The 15486-nt window shown below is 60.2% G+C and carries 17 protein-coding genes; 9 read left to right on the plus strand and 8 right to left on the minus strand.

The window, feature by feature from the left end; genetic code table 11:
- Positions 1–50 precede the first annotated feature (50 nt).
- The 3 genes from ctaD (at position 51) to AB4N91_RS26340 (ending at position 3228) form a co-directional block, all read left to right on the plus strand.
- Positions 51–1637: a cytochrome c oxidase subunit I gene (gene ctaD, locus AB4N91_RS26330; RefSeq protein ID WP_010465663.1), complete on the plus strand. Its 1587-nt coding sequence runs from the start codon at positions 51–53 to the stop codon at positions 1635–1637.
- Positions 1638–1763: 126 nt separating this feature from the next.
- Positions 1764–2315, plus strand: a complete 552-nt coding sequence (locus AB4N91_RS26335) for a cytochrome c oxidase assembly protein (RefSeq protein WP_010465661.1) — start codon at positions 1764–1766, stop codon at positions 2313–2315.
- Between the two features lie 25 nt (positions 2316–2340).
- Positions 2341–3228: a cytochrome c oxidase subunit 3 gene (locus AB4N91_RS26340; protein WP_010465659.1), complete on the plus strand. Its 888-nt coding sequence runs from the start codon at positions 2341–2343 to the stop codon at positions 3226–3228.
- Positions 3229–3232: 4 nt separating this feature from the next.
- On the opposite strand, the gene AB4N91_RS26345 is transcribed toward AB4N91_RS26340, so the two are convergent.
- The gene (locus AB4N91_RS26345; RefSeq protein ID WP_010465658.1) at positions 3233–3436 is read right to left on the minus strand and encodes a twin transmembrane helix small protein; all 204 of its coding nucleotides are present in this window, start codon (positions 3434–3436) and stop codon (positions 3233–3235) included.
- A 70-nt stretch (positions 3437–3506) separates the two neighbouring features.
- Here AB4N91_RS26345 and AB4N91_RS26350 point away from each other — a divergent pair, with 70 nt between their 5' ends.
- The 5 genes from AB4N91_RS26350 to AB4N91_RS26370 are packed head-to-tail and all read left to right on the plus strand — an operon-like array spanning position 3507 to position 7415.
- Positions 3507–4247 (plus strand): SURF1 family protein, encoded by a 741-nt coding sequence (locus tag AB4N91_RS26350; protein ID WP_460111898.1) that lies wholly within the window; start codon positions 3507–3509, stop codon positions 4245–4247.
- Positions 4213–4806, plus strand: a complete 594-nt coding sequence (locus tag AB4N91_RS26355) for a hypothetical protein (RefSeq protein WP_042932974.1) — start codon at positions 4213–4215, stop codon at positions 4804–4806. Before AB4N91_RS26350 ends, AB4N91_RS26355 begins: the two co-directional genes overlap by 35 nt.
- A 10-nt stretch (positions 4807–4816) precedes the next feature.
- On the plus strand, positions 4817–5896 hold the full coding sequence (locus AB4N91_RS26360; protein WP_010465651.1) for a COX15/CtaA family protein: 1080 nt from the start codon (positions 4817–4819) through the stop codon (positions 5894–5896).
- A complete protein-coding gene (gene cyoE, locus AB4N91_RS26365; RefSeq protein WP_010465648.1) occupies positions 5884–6783 on the plus strand; it encodes a heme o synthase in 900 nt (299 codons plus the stop codon). Before AB4N91_RS26360 ends, cyoE begins: the two co-directional genes overlap by 13 nt.
- Positions 6780–7415, plus strand: a complete 636-nt coding sequence (locus AB4N91_RS26370; RefSeq protein ID WP_010465646.1) for an SCO family protein — start codon at positions 6780–6782, stop codon at positions 7413–7415. Before cyoE ends, AB4N91_RS26370 begins: the two co-directional genes overlap by 4 nt.
- 151 nt (positions 7416–7566) lie before the next feature.
- Here the strand turns inward: AB4N91_RS26370 and AB4N91_RS26375 are convergent, their stop codons facing one another.
- The 3 genes from AB4N91_RS26375 to AB4N91_RS26385 form a co-directional block, all read right to left on the minus strand.
- Positions 7567–8337 (minus strand): MetQ/NlpA family ABC transporter substrate-binding protein, encoded by a 771-nt coding sequence (locus tag AB4N91_RS26375; protein ID WP_460111900.1) that lies wholly within the window; start codon positions 8335–8337, stop codon positions 7567–7569.
- 91 nt (positions 8338–8428) lie between these two features.
- Positions 8429–9103, minus strand: coding sequence for a methionine ABC transporter permease (locus AB4N91_RS26380; protein WP_010465643.1), 675 nt, complete (start codon positions 9101–9103; stop codon positions 8429–8431).
- Entirely contained in the window at positions 9103–10110 is a 1008-nt protein-coding gene (locus tag AB4N91_RS26385; RefSeq protein ID WP_010465641.1) for a methionine ABC transporter ATP-binding protein, read from the minus strand. The genes AB4N91_RS26380 and AB4N91_RS26385 overlap by 1 nt, the downstream gene beginning before the upstream one ends.
- Positions 10111–10370: 260 nt before the next feature.
- On the opposite strand from AB4N91_RS26385, the gene katE reads away from it, so the two are divergent.
- On the plus strand, positions 10371–12509 hold the full coding sequence (gene katE, locus AB4N91_RS26390; protein WP_460111901.1) for a catalase HPII: 2139 nt from the start codon (positions 10371–10373) through the stop codon (positions 12507–12509).
- A gap of 122 nt (positions 12510–12631) precedes the next feature.
- Here katE and AB4N91_RS26395 read toward each other — a convergent pair whose 3' ends face one another.
- From AB4N91_RS26395 to zur, 4 genes are read right to left on the minus strand one after another with little or no spacing between them, the layout of a single operon-like run.
- Complete coding sequence (locus AB4N91_RS26395; RefSeq protein ID WP_102594700.1) at positions 12632–13348, minus strand: PA5502 family lipoprotein; 717 nt, start codon at positions 13346–13348, stop codon at positions 12632–12634.
- 37 nt (positions 13349–13385) lie between these two features.
- Positions 13386–14174, minus strand: coding sequence for a zinc ABC transporter permease subunit ZnuB (gene znuB / locus AB4N91_RS26400; protein ID WP_010465635.1), 789 nt, complete (start codon positions 14172–14174; stop codon positions 13386–13388).
- Positions 14167–14952 carry a zinc ABC transporter ATP-binding protein ZnuC gene (znuC, locus tag AB4N91_RS26405; RefSeq protein ID WP_010465634.1) on the minus strand — a complete coding sequence of 262 codons (786 nt, stop codon included), beginning with the start codon at positions 14950–14952 and terminating at the stop codon, positions 14167–14169. Before znuC ends, znuB begins: the two co-directional genes overlap by 8 nt.
- Positions 14952–15434, minus strand: coding sequence for a zinc uptake transcriptional repressor Zur (gene zur, locus AB4N91_RS26410; protein ID WP_010465632.1), 483 nt, complete (start codon positions 15432–15434; stop codon positions 14952–14954). The genes znuC and zur overlap by 1 nt, the downstream gene beginning before the upstream one ends.
- Positions 15435–15486 lie beyond the last annotated feature (52 nt).

Consider the following 15486-nt stretch of genomic DNA (forward strand, 5'->3'; position numbering starts at 1 on the left):
GGGCAGCACGCCCCGGCCTGCCCAGCCCATCTGTTTGCAGGAGACACGCCATGAGCGCCGTCATCGATGACCATGGTCATGCCGATCACGCCCACGGTCCCGCCAAAGGCCTGATGCGTTGGGTGCTGACCACCAACCACAAGGACATCGGCACGCTGTACCTGTGGTTTGCGTTTTCCATGTTCCTGTTGGGTGGCTCGTTCGCGATGGTGATTCGCGCCGAGCTGTTCCAGCCGGGACTGCAAATCGTCCAGCCGGAATTCTTCAACCAGATGACGACCATGCATGGTCTGGTCATGGTGTTCGGTGCGGTGATGCCGGCGTTCGTCGGCCTCGCCAACTGGATGATCCCGTTGATGATCGGCGCGCCCGACATGGCCCTGCCACGGATGAACAACTTCAGCTTCTGGCTGTTGCCGGCGGCGTTCATCCTGCTGGTGTCGACCCTGTTCACCCCCGGTGGCGGACCGAACTTCGGCTGGACGTTCTACGCCCCGCTGTCGACGACCTATGCACCGGAAAGCGTGACGTTCTTCATCTTCGCCATCCACTTGATGGGGATCAGTTCGATCATGGGTGCGATCAACGTGATTGCCACCATCCTCAACCTGCGCGCCCCCGGCATGACGTTGATGAAGATGCCGCTGTTCGTCTGGACGTGGCTGATCACCGCTTTCCTGCTGATCGCGGTGATGCCGGTGCTGGCCGGGTGCGTGACGATGATGCTGATGGACATCCACTTCGGCACCAGCTTCTTCAGTGCCGCCGGTGGCGGTGATCCGGTGTTGTTCCAGCATGTGTTCTGGTTCTTCGGTCACCCCGAGGTGTACATCATGATCCTGCCGGCCTTCGGTGCCGTCAGCTCGATCATCCCGACCTTCTCGCGCAAGCCGCTGTTTGGCTACACCTCGATGGTCTACGCCACGGCGAGCATCGCGTTCCTGTCGTTCATCGTCTGGGCGCACCACATGTTCGTGGTCGGCATTCCGCTGGTGGGCGAGTTGTTCTTCATGTACGCCACACTGCTGATCGCGGTGCCAACCGGGGTGAAAGTGTTCAACTGGGCCAGCACCATGTGGCAAGGCTCGCTGACCTTCGAGACACCGATGCTGTTCGCGGTGGCGTTCGTGATCCTGTTCTCCATCGGCGGCTTCTCCGGGCTGATGCTTGCCATTGCCCCGGCGGACTTCCAGTACCAGGACACCTACTTCGTGGTCGCGCATTTCCACTATGTATTGGTGCCGGGGGCGATCTTCGGGATCTTCGCGTCGGCCTACTATTGGTTGCCGAAATGGACCGGCCACATGTACGACGAAACCCTCGGCAAGCTGCATTTCTGGCTCTCGTTCATCGGCATGAACATGGCGTTCTTCCCGATGCACTTCGTGGGCCTGGCGGGCATGCCGCGGCGGATTCCGGACTACAACCTGCAATTCGCCGACTTCAACATGGTGTCGTCGATTGGTGCGTTCATGTTCGGCGCCACGCAGATCTTCTTCCTGTTCATCGTAATCAAGACCATCCGCGGCGGCCCGCCAGCACCCGCCAAACCGTGGGATGGCGCGGAAGGCCTGGAGTGGAGCATTCCGTCACCAGCGCCGTATCACACCTTCACTACGCCGCCGGAAGTGAAATGAACACACAAACCTATGTGGGAGCGAGCCTGCTCGCGAAGAACGATGACGCGGTCTGCCTGTTAAACCGCGGTGTTTGCTTCGCGAGCAGGCTCGCTCCCACAGGGTTCGGCGAAGAGGTTGGAAACCATGGCTGACTCGATTTCGATGAAGAAGCTGGTCACGCGTCTGCTGTTGGTGGTGGTGGCGATGTTTATCTTCGGGTTTGCCCTGGTGCCGATCTATGACGTGATGTGCAAGGCGTTCGGCATCAATGGCAAGACCGCCGGGCAGTACGAGGGCGAGCAGACGGTCGACACTTCGCGACAGGTGCGTGTGCAGTTCCTGTCGACCAACTCCGCCGACATGTCCTGGGATTTCTATCCCAAAAGTGACGAACTGACGGCCAACCCGGGGGCAGTGAACGAGATGATTTTTATCGCGCACAACCCGACCGACAAACCGATGAGCGCCCAGGCAGTGCCGAGCATCGCACCCAGCAACGCGGCAGCGTACTTCCACAAGACCGAATGTTTCTGCTTTACCCAGCAAGTGCTGCAGCCCGGTCAACGGATCGAGATGCCGGTACGTTTCATCGTTGACCGCGACATGCCCAAGGAAGTGAAGCACCTGACGCTGTCCTACACGCTGTTCGATATCACCGCCCGACATCCACCGGTAGCTGTAAACACTGGCGGCTGAGCGTGCCCGATAAGGAGAACAATAAATGGCAACTCATGAACACTATTACGTACCGGCCCAGAGCAAATGGCCGATCATCGCCACCGTCGGCATGTTTGTCACCGTGTTCGGCCTGGCCACCTGGTTCAACGACCTGAAGGCTGCGCGGCCGGAATCCCACGGCCCGCTGATCTTTTTCGTCGGCGGCCTGCTCTTGGCTTACATGCTGTTCGGCTGGTTCGGCACGGTAATCAAGGAAAGTCGCAGCGGGTTGTACAGCGCCCAGATGGACCGCTCGTTCCGCTGGGGCATGAGCTGGTTCATCTTTTCGGAGGTGATGTTCTTCATCGCCTTCTTCGGTGCACTGTTTTATGTGCGGCATGTGTCCGGTCCGGCGCTCGGCGGTGAAGGCGCGAAAGGCCTGGCGCACATGCTGTGGCCGAACTTCGAGTTCGTTTGGCCGCTGTTGAACAACCCGGATCCGAAACTCTTCCCGGCACCCAAGGACGTTATCAGCCCCTGGGGCCTGCCGCTGCTCAATACCGTATTGCTCGTGAGCTCCAGCGTCACCGTGACCATCGCCCACCACGCTTTGAAAAAGGGCCATCGCGGTGCGCTGAAAATCTGGCTGGCGATCACTGTCTTGCTCGGCTGTGCGTTCCTCGGTTTTCAGGCCGAAGAATATATCCACGCCTATCGCGAACTGGGCCTGACCCTGGGTTCCGGCATCTACGGCGCGACGTTCTTCATGCTCACCGGGTTCCACGGCGCCCACGTGACCATCGGCACCATCATTCTGTTTGTGATGCTGATGCGGATCATGCGTGGGCACTTCGATAACGAGCACCAGTTCGCGTTTGAAGCGGCGAGTTGGTATTGGCACTTCGTGGACGTGGTGTGGATCGGGCTGTTCGTTTTCGTCTACGTGCTCTGAGGCTTTACCAAGGCGCACTAGAAACCAACTGGCCGCTGAAAAAACCCCAGGCAATCAAGCCGACGGTGATAGCGGCCAGGGCAACACGAACACTCAAGGCAATGACGAGGCGGTTCGAGCTGCTGTCGTCCTTGACCAGAAAAAACAGGCCGCTGAACAGGCTGACAACCGTGGCAATCAGCATCAGGACGATGGCTGCTTTGAGCATGGTGGGACTCCGGGGGAAAGGCGATGCACTTGAGTATAGCTATCGCAACCAGCGACTTTCTGGCGACGCCATGAAGCGCTTCCGGCCGGGCATCGTGCCGACCCTGGTGGTCGCACTTCTATTGCCCATGCTGGTGTCACTGGGGTTCTGGCAATTGAGCCGGGGCGCGGAGAAAAGCGCGCTGCTGCACAGCTACGCCGAGCGCCGCACGGCTGAACCGATGGCCAGCACCGAGCTGCTACACACCGAGGATCCAGCCTTTCGCCGGGTTCAAATTCACGGCCAGTTCGATGCCGCACACAGCCTGCTGCTGGATAACCGCCAGCGCGACGGCAAGGTCGGCGTCGAACTGCTGCAACCGTTTCAGGACCAGGCGACCGGGCTCTGGTTGCTGGTCAATCGCGGCTGGCTGCCGTGGCCGGATCGGCGTACCCCGCCGCAGTTCACGACACCGACTCAGGCCCTGAGCCTGGATGCCTGGGTCTACGTCTCCCCCGGCGCCACCTTCCAATTGCACGCCGACCCGAGCACCACCACCTGGCCACAACTGATCACTGCCGTCGAACCCGCCAAGCTGTGGACGGCGCTCGACCGTGACGGTTTTGCCTACGAATTACGCGCAGAAGCCGGCTCCGCGTCCTACCAGGCCGATTGGCCGGTAGTGGCCATGGGGCCGGAAAAACATATCGCTTATGCCGTGCAGTGGTTCGCCATGTCGATCGCCCTGTTCGGCCTTTATCTCTATCTCGGCTGGCACAACGCAAAGGAGAAACACCATGGGAGCGGCCATGAATCCACCCAGCATGTCTGAGGCGAAAACGCCGGCGAGTCGGCGCAAGGGCCGGTTGCAGTTATTGCTGATCCTGCTGGGGGTGATCGGTCCGATGATCCTCGCCACGGGCATGTACAAGTTGCAGTTCTGGGTGCCGGAAGGCCGCAGTTATCACGGCGAGCTGATCGGCAACGGCCAGACCCGCGCCGACCTTGGCGTGCAAGCGCAGGAGGACCGTTGGCAATTGCTGGTCACGGCGCCCAAGGAGTGTTCGGTGGACTGCCAGCAGCTGGTTTATCTGGCGCGGCAGATCCAGATCGGCCTCGGTCGCGATGCCGGGCGTGCCAGTCACGCCCTGGCCGCGGCCCAACCGTTGGCGGCCGATTACGACGCCAAGCTGACCCGCGAATACCCGCAACTGCAACGCTACCCAATGGACCTGACCACTTTCACCAAAACAGCGGGAGGCAAAACCGCACCGCAACTGTGGATCATCGACCCGCACGGCAATCTGGTGCTGCGCTACGACCCGACGGTGAAGGGTAAGGACCTGCTCAACGACCTGCGTCATTTGCTGAAACTGTCGAACATCGGATAAGGGCATCGTCATGGCCAAACCTGGATTTCGCCTCGCGCTGTTTGCCACCTTGCTGGCACTGATTGTGGTGTTGCTCGGCGCCTACACCCGCCTGACCCACGCCGGCCTCGGCTGCCCGGACTGGCCGGGTTGCTACGGCTTTATCAGCGTGCCGAAAAGCGAAGCCCAACTGGCCCATGCCGAATTGCATTTTCCCGATGCACCCGTCGAAGCCCACAAAGGCTGGAACGAGATGGTCCACCGCTATTTCGCCGGCACCCTCGGGTTGTTGATTTCAGTGCTGGCCGGTCGCGCCTGGATGCATCGTCATCATCCGGGGCAACCGGTGAAGCTGCCGCTGTTTCTGCTGGTGGTTGTCATCGCCCAAGCGGCGTTCGGCATGTGGACGGTGACGCTCAAGCTCTGGCCGCAGGTGGTGACCGGGCATTTGCTCGGCGGTTTTGCGACCTTGAGCCTGCTGTTTTTGCTGACCTTGCGCCTGTCCGGCGTACTGCCGGCGCTGACCGTGCCACGGCGTTTGCAGCACTGGGCGACGGCCGGGTTGCTGCTGGTAATCCTGCAAATCGCCCTCGGGGGCTGGGTCAGTTCCAACTATGCAGCCGTGGCTTGCATCGACTTCCCGACCTGCCATGGGCAATGGCTGCCACCGGCTGATTTCGCCAACGGTTTTCACCTGACCCAACACATCGGCCCCAATTACCTGGGCGGGCAACTGGACAGTGATGCCCGCACAGCGATCCATCTGACTCACCGCATCGGCGCGTTGCTGGTGACGCTCGTGCTGCTGGGGCTGGCCTGGCAACTGAAAGTGGTTGGCATGACGCGCTTGGCCGCAATGGTGCTGATCGCCCTTGCGGCCCAAATCACCCTCGGTATCAGCAACGTCTTGTTCCACCTGCCGCTGCCGGTCGCGGTCGCGCATAACGCGGGGGGCGCAGCGCTGTTGCTCACGATGGTGCTGGTCAATTATCACGCGCGAACCAGCCTGGTTCGGGTCAAACAGCAAAACCTTGCACGCTGGCGGTTCAGCCCGCGTAAACACTCAGCCGGGCCCATAACAATAAAAGGAGAGATGCCATGGCGACTTTGATCGGCGAACGTCACAGTCAGGCGATCTGGCGTGACTACCTGGAGCTGACCAAGCCTAAAGTGGTGGTGCTGATGCTCATCACCTCGCTGGTCGGCATGTTCCTCGCGACCCGCGCCGGGGTGCCGTGGACGGTGCTGGTGTTCGGCAACCTGGGGATCGCGTTGTGTGCCGGGGGTGCGGCGGCGGTGAATCATGTGGTGGACCGGCGTATCGATGCAGTGATGGCGCGTACCCACAAACGTCCCTTGGCTGAAGGGCGGGTTTCACCTGCGGCGGCGCTGACATTTGCCCTGGTATTGGCGGTGATTGGGCAAGCCGTGCTGCTGGCCTTCACCAATGCGCTGACGGCCTGGCTGACCCTCGCGTCCCTGCTCGGTTATGCGGTGATCTATACCGGTTTCCTGAAGCGCGCGACGCCGCAGAACATCGTTATCGGTGGCCTGGCCGGCGCTGCCCCGCCGTTGCTCGGCTGGACCGCGGCCACCGGTCATGTCAGCGCCGAACCCCTGTTGCTGGTGTTGATCATTTTCGCCTGGACCCCGCCTCACTTCTGGGCCCTGGCCATTCACCGCAAAGAGGAATATGCCAAGGCCAACATCCCGATGTTGCCGGTGACCCATGGCGAGCATTACACCAAGGTCCACATCCTGCTTTATACCTTCGCGCTGCTGGCGGTCAGCCTGATGCCCTACGTGATCCACATGAGCGGCATGCTTTACCTGATTTGCGCCCTGGGACTGGGCGCAAGGTTTCTGCAATGGGCCGTGGTGCTGTACCGTGGCACTCGGCCGCACGCGGCGATCAACACCTTCAAGTACTCTATCTACTACTTGTTCCTGCTGTTTATCGCGCTGCTCGTAGACCACTACTTACTGTTGAACCTATGACTCGAACTCAGAAAACCGTCTTTATCCTCGTCGCCCTGATCGCGCTGGTTCTGGGCCTGACCATCAACAAAGTGCTGTCCGGAAAAGGCCAGGGCGATCCTACGGCATTGATCGATGCCGGGATCATTTTGCTGCCGCAAAGCCGCAACCTGCCAAACGTGACGATGACCGATCAGGACGGCAAGCCGGTGATGGTCAACGAGCTGAAAGACAAATGGTCACTGCTGTTCTTCGGCTACACCTTCTGCCCCGACATCTGCCCGACCACCCTCGCCCAGCTGCGCCAGATCAAAAGTGAACTGCCGCCAGAGGCTGTGGCGAAGTTGCAGATCATCCTGGTCAGCGTCGACCCGAACCGCGACACGCCCAAGCAGCTCAAGCAGTACCTGGGCTACTTCGATCCGCAGTTCACAGGCCTGACGCCTTCGTCGATTGAAGACATTCAGAAACTGGCCAATGCGGTGAGCATTCCGTTCATTCCGGCAGACACCAGCAAGCCGAATTACACGGTTGATCACAGCGGCAACCTCGCGGTGATCGGGCCGGACGGGACACAGCGTGGCTTCATTCGTGCACCGCTGAATAACGCCAAGTTGGTGGCGCAGTTGCCGGTGATGCTCAACCGCAAATAAACACCACGCCCCCTGTAGGAGCCAGGCTTGCCGGCGAAAGCGCCCGTGAGATCGCCGTCGCCGGCAAGCCTGGCTCCTACAGGGGACGGTGTTTCAGGCATAAAAAAATGGGGCGCATTCGATGCGCCCCATTTTTTGTTAACGACTCAGATCAGAACGCCGGCAATACCGCGCCTTTGTACTTCTCGAGGATAAAGGCCTTCACTTCCGGGCTGTGCAGCGCAGCAACCAGTTTCTTCATGTCTTCGCTGTCCTTGTCGTCCGGGCGGGCTACGAGGATGTTCACGTAAGGCGAGTCGTTGCCTTCGATGACCAGTGCATCCTTGGACGGATCGAGCTTGGCTTCCAGCGCGTAGTTGGTGTTGATCAGCGCCAGGTCGACCTGGGTCAGCACGCGCGGGATGGTCGCGGCTTCCAGCTCACGGAATTTCAGGTCCTTGGTGTTCTCGGTGATGTCCTTGACCGTCGAGAGGATGTTGTTGGAATCCTTCAACTTGATCAGGCCGGCCTTGGCCAGCAGCAACAGCGCGCGACCGCCGTTGGTGGCGTCGTTCGGGATCACCACGTTGGCGCCGCCTGGCAGTTCGGTCAGGGCCTTGTACTTGCTGGAGTAAGCGCCCAGCGGTTCCAGGTGTACACCGGCAACGGCGACCAGGTCGGTGCCCTTGGCCTTGTTGAACTCATCGAGGTACGGCTGGTGCTGGAAGAAGTTGGCGTCCAGGCGTTTTTCGGCAACCTGCACGTTTGGCTGGATGTAGTCAGTGAACACTTTGACCTTCAGGTCCACGCCGTCTTTGGCCAGGGCCGGTTTGACGAATTCGAGGATTTCCGCGTGCGGCACCGGGGTGGCTGCAACGGTCAGAGTGTCAGCGTGAGCGGAAAACGCTGCAACGGCTGCGAACGCGACGAGTAGTTTTTTCATTCAGCTAACTCCTTGTGGGTACCCGCTTGCGGCGCCTGGATTTGGCGCCTGCCAGCGAATGGCCGGCTCATGTCTTGTTTACGAGAACTGTTTATTTTCTGGAGAAATGGACGACCAGTTTGTCACCAACCATTTGCAGAACCTGCACCAGCACCAGCAACAGCACCACGGTGACGATCATCACATCGGTCTGGAAACGCTGATAACCAAAACGGATCGCCAGGTCGCCCAACCCACCGGCACCGACCACACCGGCCATCGCCGTGTAGGACACCAGTGTAATAGCCGTCACCGTAATCGCCGCGTAAATGCCCGGGCGGGCTTCTGGCAGTAGGGCGTTGATGATGATCTGCCGGGTCGTCGCACCCATGGCCTGGGTGGCTTCGATGATGCCGCGATCCACTTCACGCAGGGCGGTTTCCACCAGTCGCCCGAAGAACGGCGTGGCACCCACTACCAGCGGCGGGATCGCACCGGCGACGCCGAGCGAGGTGCCGGTGATCAGCACGGTGAACGGGATCATCACGATCAGCAAAATGATGAACGGCAGCGAACGCAGGATGTTCACCACCAGCGACAGCACGGCGTATAGCGTTCTGGATTCCAGCAACTGACGCGGACTGCACAGGAACAACAACACACCCAGCGGGAGGCCGAGCAACACGGTGAACAACAACGAACCGAAGAGCATCAGCAGGGTATCGCCGGTAGCCAGCCAGATTTCGAACCAGTCGATGTTAACGAAGAAACTTGTCAGGACTTCCATCAGCGCAGGACCTCCATGTGGACGTCAGCTGCGGTGAAGTGGGCGAACGCCGCCTCCATGTCGCCACCGGTAACAGCCAGGGTCAATTGCCCGTAAGGGACGTCTTTGATGCGGTCGATACGACCGGCCAGGATGCTGTAGTCCACGCCCGTTTCCCGAGCGACGGTCCCCAACAGTGGTGCGTAGGTCGCTTCGCCCTGGAAGGTCAGACGCACGATGCGGCCCGGCACATGGGAGAAGTCGTCACGCTGTTCGCTTTCATCGATCTGCTCGTCTTCTTGCACGAAACGTTTGGTGGTCGGGTGTTTCGGATGCAGGAACACCTGGGCCACCGAACCTTGCTCGACGATCACACCCGCGTCCATTACGGCGACCTGGTCGCAGACCCGGCGGATCACGTCCATCTCGTGGGTAATCAGGACGATGGTCAGTTTCAGCTCGCGATTGATCTCAGCCAGCAATTGCAGGACCGACGCCGTGGTCTGTGGGTCCAGGGCGCTGGTGGCTTCATCGCACAGCAGGATTTTCGGCTTGGTCGCCAGGGCGCGGGCAATGCCGACGCGCTGCTTCTGGCCGCCGGACAGCTGCGCCGGGTACTTTTTGGCGTGGTCAGACAGACCGACCCGCGCCAGCAACTCGGCGACACGCTGGTCAATCTCGCTGCGCGACAGTTCACCGGCCAGGGTCAGCGGCAGCGCGACGTTGTCGGCCACGGTCTTGGACGCCAGCAGGTTGAAGTGCTGGAAAATCATCCCGACCTGCTGGCGGAAGCGGCGCAGGCTGTTGGCGTCGAGCGCGGTGACTTCTTCGCCGTCGACGAAGATCTTGCCGCCGCTGGACTCTTCCAGGCGATTGATCAGACGCAGCAGGGTACTTTTTCCCGCGCCGGAGTGACCGATCAGGCCGAAGACCTGACCGTTCTCAATCGTCAGACTGGTCGGGTGCAGGGCGGGAATATCCTTACCGGCGACGCGGTAGGTTTTGTGGACGTTTTGAAACTCGATCACGTAGCGAACCTTGTGGGGCGCGTTGGAAAAGGGTCAGCGGTTAGCCGGGCGCGCATTTTAGCCTGTCCGTATAGAGGTTATTAGCATTTATTCCGCATTCAACCTTCCATTTGGCAATAACGCGATCGAAGGTTAGAAAAAAGGAACGGCTAAAAAGCTCGCCAGTCACTAATAAGGCAACTCGAAAACGCCCCCGGTGCCGTGCCTGGGGAATGCATATAAGTCCTGGCTACGGGATCGCAACGAGGAGTTTACGACTGATGAGTACTAAAAAGCCTGCCGCACCTAAAAGCGCACTGGCCGGGACCGATACCCTGGACCGCGGCAACACCAATGCCAAGCTCGAGAGCCTGGAAAAGTTTCGCTCCGACGCCACCGAACAAGCCCTGCGCACCAATCAGGGCGTGAAGGTTTCGGACAACCAAAACACGTTGAAGGTCGGCGCGCGCGGGCCGTCGTTGCTGGAAGACTTCATCATGCGTGAAAAAATCACGCATTTTGACCATGAGCGCATTCCAGAGCGCATCGTCCATGCTCGGGGCACTGGCGCTCATGGTTTTTTCCAGACCTATGAAAACCATTCCGTACTGACCAAAGCCGGTTTCCTACAAGATCCCGGCAAGAAAACCCCGGTCTTCGTGCGCTTTTCCACGGTGCAGGGCCCGCGAGGGTCAGGCGATACCGTGCGGGACGTGCGAGGTTTCGCCGTGAAGTTGTTCACCGACGAAGGCAACTTCGACCTGGTGGGCAATAACATGCCGGTGTTTTTCATTCAGGATGCGATCAAGTTCCCTGACTTCGTGCACGCGGTGAAACCGGAGCCACACAACGAGATCCCTACCGGCGGCTCGGCTCACGACACCTTCTGGGATTTCGTCTCGCTGGTGCCAGAGTCGGCGCACATGGTGATCTGGGCCATGTCCGACCGGGCGATCCCGAAAAGCCTGCGCAGCATGCAGGGCTTTGGCGTACACACGTTCCGCTTGATCAATGCCGAAGGAAAATCACGCTTCGTCAAATTCCACTGGCGCCCTACCGCCGGTACTTGCTCACTGGTGTGGGATGAAGCGCAGAAGCTCGCCGGTAAAGACACCGATTACCACCGCCGCGATCTGTGGGAGTCGATCGAGATGGGCGACTACCCGGAGTGGGAGTTGGGCGTGCAGGTCATCGAAGAAGAAAACGAACATAACTTCGACTTCGACATCCTCGACCCGACCAAACTGATCCCGGAAGAACTGGTGCCCATTACCCCGCTGGGCAAGATGGTGCTCAACCGCAACCCGGATAATTTCTTCGCCGAAACCGAGCAGGTTGCGTTCTGCCCGGGCCATATCGTGCCGGGCATCGACTTCTCCAATGATCCGCTGCTGCAAGGGCGGCTGTTTTCCTACACCGATACGCAGATCAGCCGACTCGGTGGGCCGAATTTTCACGAGATCCCGATCAACCGTCCCGTAGCACCCTTCCATAACGGCCAGCGGGATGCGCTGCATCGCACCACCATCGACAAGGGGCGCGCCTCCTACGAGCCGAATTCCATCGATGGCGGTTGGCCGAAAGAAACGCCGCCTGCCGCGCAGGACGGTGGATTCGAGACCTATCCAGAGCGCATCGACGCCAACAAGATTCGCCAGCGCAGCGAGTCGTTCGGCGATCACTTCTCCCAAGCGCGCCTGTTTTTCCACAGCATGAGCAAGCACGAGCAGGAACACATCATCTCGGCTTACAGCTTTGAGCTGGGCAAGGTTGAGCGTGAATTCATCCGTGCACGTCAGGTGAACGAGATCCTGGCCAATATCGATCTGGAACTGGCCAAACGCGTGGCGCAGAACCTTGGTTTGCCGGCGCCGAAGGCTGGCACCGTCGAAGTGCGTAAAACTTCACTCGATCGCTCACCGGCCTTGAGCCAGGCCAACCTGCTGCCGGGGGATATCAAAACGCGGAAAGTGGCGATTCTGGCGGCCAACGGTGTCGATGGTGCTGCGATTGATGCGATGAAGAAGGCGCTGAAGGCAGAAGGTGCGCACGCCAAGCTGCTCGGCCCGACTTCCGCGCCAGTGACCACCGCCGATGGCAAGACACTGCCGGTGGACGCTTCAATGGAAGGCTTGCCTTCGGTGGCATTCGATGCGGTGTTCGTACCCGGTGGCGCGGCGTCGATCAAGGCGTTGAGTGGCGATGGCGTAGCGCTGCATTACCTGTTGGAAGCTTACAAACACTTGAAAGCGATTGCGCTGCATGGCGAGGCGAAGCAGTTGCTGGACGTGTTGAAGCTTGAGGTGGATGCGGGGCTGGTCGTAGGTGCGGATGCCAAGTTGATCAAACCGTTCTTTGCCGCCATCGGGCAGCATCGGGTTTGGGATCGGGAGCCGAAGGCCAAGGCGATTCCGGCTTAAGGTTTTGTATCGTTAGGGAGGGCGCCTTCGCAAGCAGGCTCGCTCCCACAGGGTTTGGGTTTGATCATAGAAAGTGTAATCAACCCCGATTCACTGTGAGAGCGAGTCTGCTCGCGACGCTTTCAGGGTTTACGCGGACTCAAGACGATCTGCGCCGGAACGTTGCGCAGAATCTGCTTCTGCAGATTCAGATCGAACTCCGAATCCAGCTTCTTCACCCGTTTAGTCAGCAACGTCGCCAACCATGGGTAATCCTGGGTACGCGGCGCCTGAATGCTGACATCGCACTGGTAATTCACCACATCGGCGGCAATCGCATCCAATTGACGGCGAAGTTTGCTCATATCCGTGAGGTTCAAGGCAATTGTGGTGCTCTCAGCCGTAGGATCAATGACTTTGGCCGGTGGCTTGGCCTCGGCTGCCATGAGCGCCGCTTCAGCCCTGTCCAGTTCAGCTTTACGGGCATTGACGATGGCGTTGTTGACCCCACCCGTCAGCGCCGGAGCCTTTGGCATTAATGCCCGGGCCCGGGCCAGCGCCGTAGCGGCCGCATTCACATCGCCTTTTTGCAGCACGATCTGGCTGCGACGCAGATAGGCTTCGGCCAATTGCCGCTGATAGTGCACGAGGGACGGATCGTCTGGCGACTGGGCCTGCAAGGTCGCCAACTGGTCTTCGGCGGTGGCCAGCTCGCTGCTGGCCAGGTTTTGTTCCAGCTGCGCGATGGCCGTGGCCCGGGCATCGGTCGCCGCAGTGGTGGCCGATGGCGTGCTTTGGCAAGCGCCCAGTAGCAGCGAAAATGCGACAAGGAGCAGATAACGGGAGGCTGACAGCTTCATTCCTGCGACTCTCTATTTGCGCAAAAAACGAGCAAGTCTACACCCCTCGACGGGGCAGGACAAAACTCAGCAGAAACAGTGCGGCGGCCGTCACAACAATCGACGGGCCCGCCGGGGTGTCTTTGAACCACGACAACGCCAGCCCGCCACAGACCGCGAGCATGCCCAGCAGGCTCGCGCCCAGCGCCATCTGTTCCGGCGAGCGAGCGTGACGTTGTGCCGCAGCCGCCGGGATGATCAACAGCGAAGTAATCAGCAACACACCGACGATTTTCATCGCCACAGCGATCACCACCGCGATCAGCAACATCAATGCCAGGCGCAGCGCCGGCACGGGCAAACCTTCCACCCGGGCCAGTTCTTCATGCACCGTGATCGCCAACAATGGCCGCCACAACGTCACCAGCAACGCAAGAACACCGGCGCTGCCACCGAGTATCCAGGCCAAGTCGGTCGGGCTGATCGCCAGCAAGTCGCCGAACAGATACGCCATCAGGTCGATCCGCACTTCGTGCATGAAGCTTAGTACGACCAGGCCCAGAGAGAGCGTGCTTGGTGCGAGAATTCCCAAAAGCGTGTCGGACGCCAGCGGCTGACGCTGTTGCAACGTCACCAGCAGCACCGCCAACAGCAAGCAACCGACGGTGACGGCAACGGTAGGGCTGACATCCAGCAGAAAGCCCAATGCCACGCCGAGCAAGGCCGCGTGGGACAAGGTGTCGCCGAAATAGGCCATGCGCCGCCAGACCACGAACGAACCCAGCGGTCCTGCGACCAGCGCCAAAGCCAGACCTGCAAGCAGGGCGTAGAGCAGAAAATCAGCCATGCTTGCAGCTATCTCCATGGACATGGGGTTGGGCCGTCGGGGCCGCGTTGACCACCGAACCATGCAGGTCATGGGCGTGGTCGTGGTGGTGGTGATAAATCGCCAGGCTTTGTGCGTTCTTGCCGAACAGCTCGACGAAAGCCGGATCGCCGCTGACTTGTTCCGGGTGCCCGGAGCAGCAGACATGACGATTCAGACAGACCACCTGGTCGGTGGTGCTCATGACCAGGTGCAAATCGTGGGAGACCATCAATACCCCGCAGCCGTGACGGTCGCGCAGCCGCGTGATCAGGCTGTAGAGCTCGGCTTGGCCGGCCACATCGACGCCTTGCACCGGTTCGTCGAGCACCAGCAGTTCCGGCTCACGCAGCAGGGCTCGAGCCAGCAGCACGCGCTGCATTTCGCCACCGGAAACACTTTGCACCGGGCTGTCGATCACCTGCTCGGCGCCGACTTCCTTGAGTGCCGCCAAGGCCCTGGCACGGTCCACGCCGGGCACCAGACGCAAAAAGCGCAGTACCGACAACGGCAGCGTCGGATCGACGTGAAGTTTTTGCGGCATGTAACCGACCCGCAGTTTCGGCTTGCGCCAGACGCTGCCGCTGTCCGGCTTCAACAGACCGAGCACCGCGCGCACCAGCGTGGTCTTGCCCGCGCCGTTCGGGCCGATCAGCGTGACGATCTGCCCCGGCTCGACGCTCAGCTCGATGTTATCCAGCACGTTTTGCCCGGCAAAGGTGACGACAACCTGCTCGAGGCGAATCAGCGCATTGCTCATCAAGCCCCCTGGCAACCCGAGCAGAGGCCGACCACTTCAACGGTCTGGCCTTCGACGACGAAACCGACATCCTTGGCGCTGCTGATGATCGCGTCGCTGATGGATTTCTGTTCGAGCTCAATGGCGGCGTGACATTCGCGGCAGATCAGGAATTGACCCTGGTGGGCATGCTCCGGGTGATTGCAGCCGACGAAGGCGTTGAGCGAGGAGATGCGGTGGACGAGGCCGTTTTCCAACAGGAAATCCAGCGCACGGTACACGGTAGGCGGCGCAGCGCGGCGGCCATCCTGCTCACTGAGTACCGCAAGAATGTCGTAGGCACCCAAGGGCTTGTGACTTTGCCACACCAGCTCCAGCACCCGCCGACGCAAGGCGGTCAGGCGCAGGCCTTGACGTGCGCACAAGGCATCGGCCTCAGTCAGTGCGCTATGTACGCAATGAGAGTGGTCGTGTGGACGGCTGGCAATCGGTGTTTTAGGCATGAGCGGCGACGAGTTTTGTGAGAGACGTTATTATGTTACCCGTTCTCGCCTC

Source organism: Pseudomonas sp. H3_D04 (assembly GCF_054669175.1).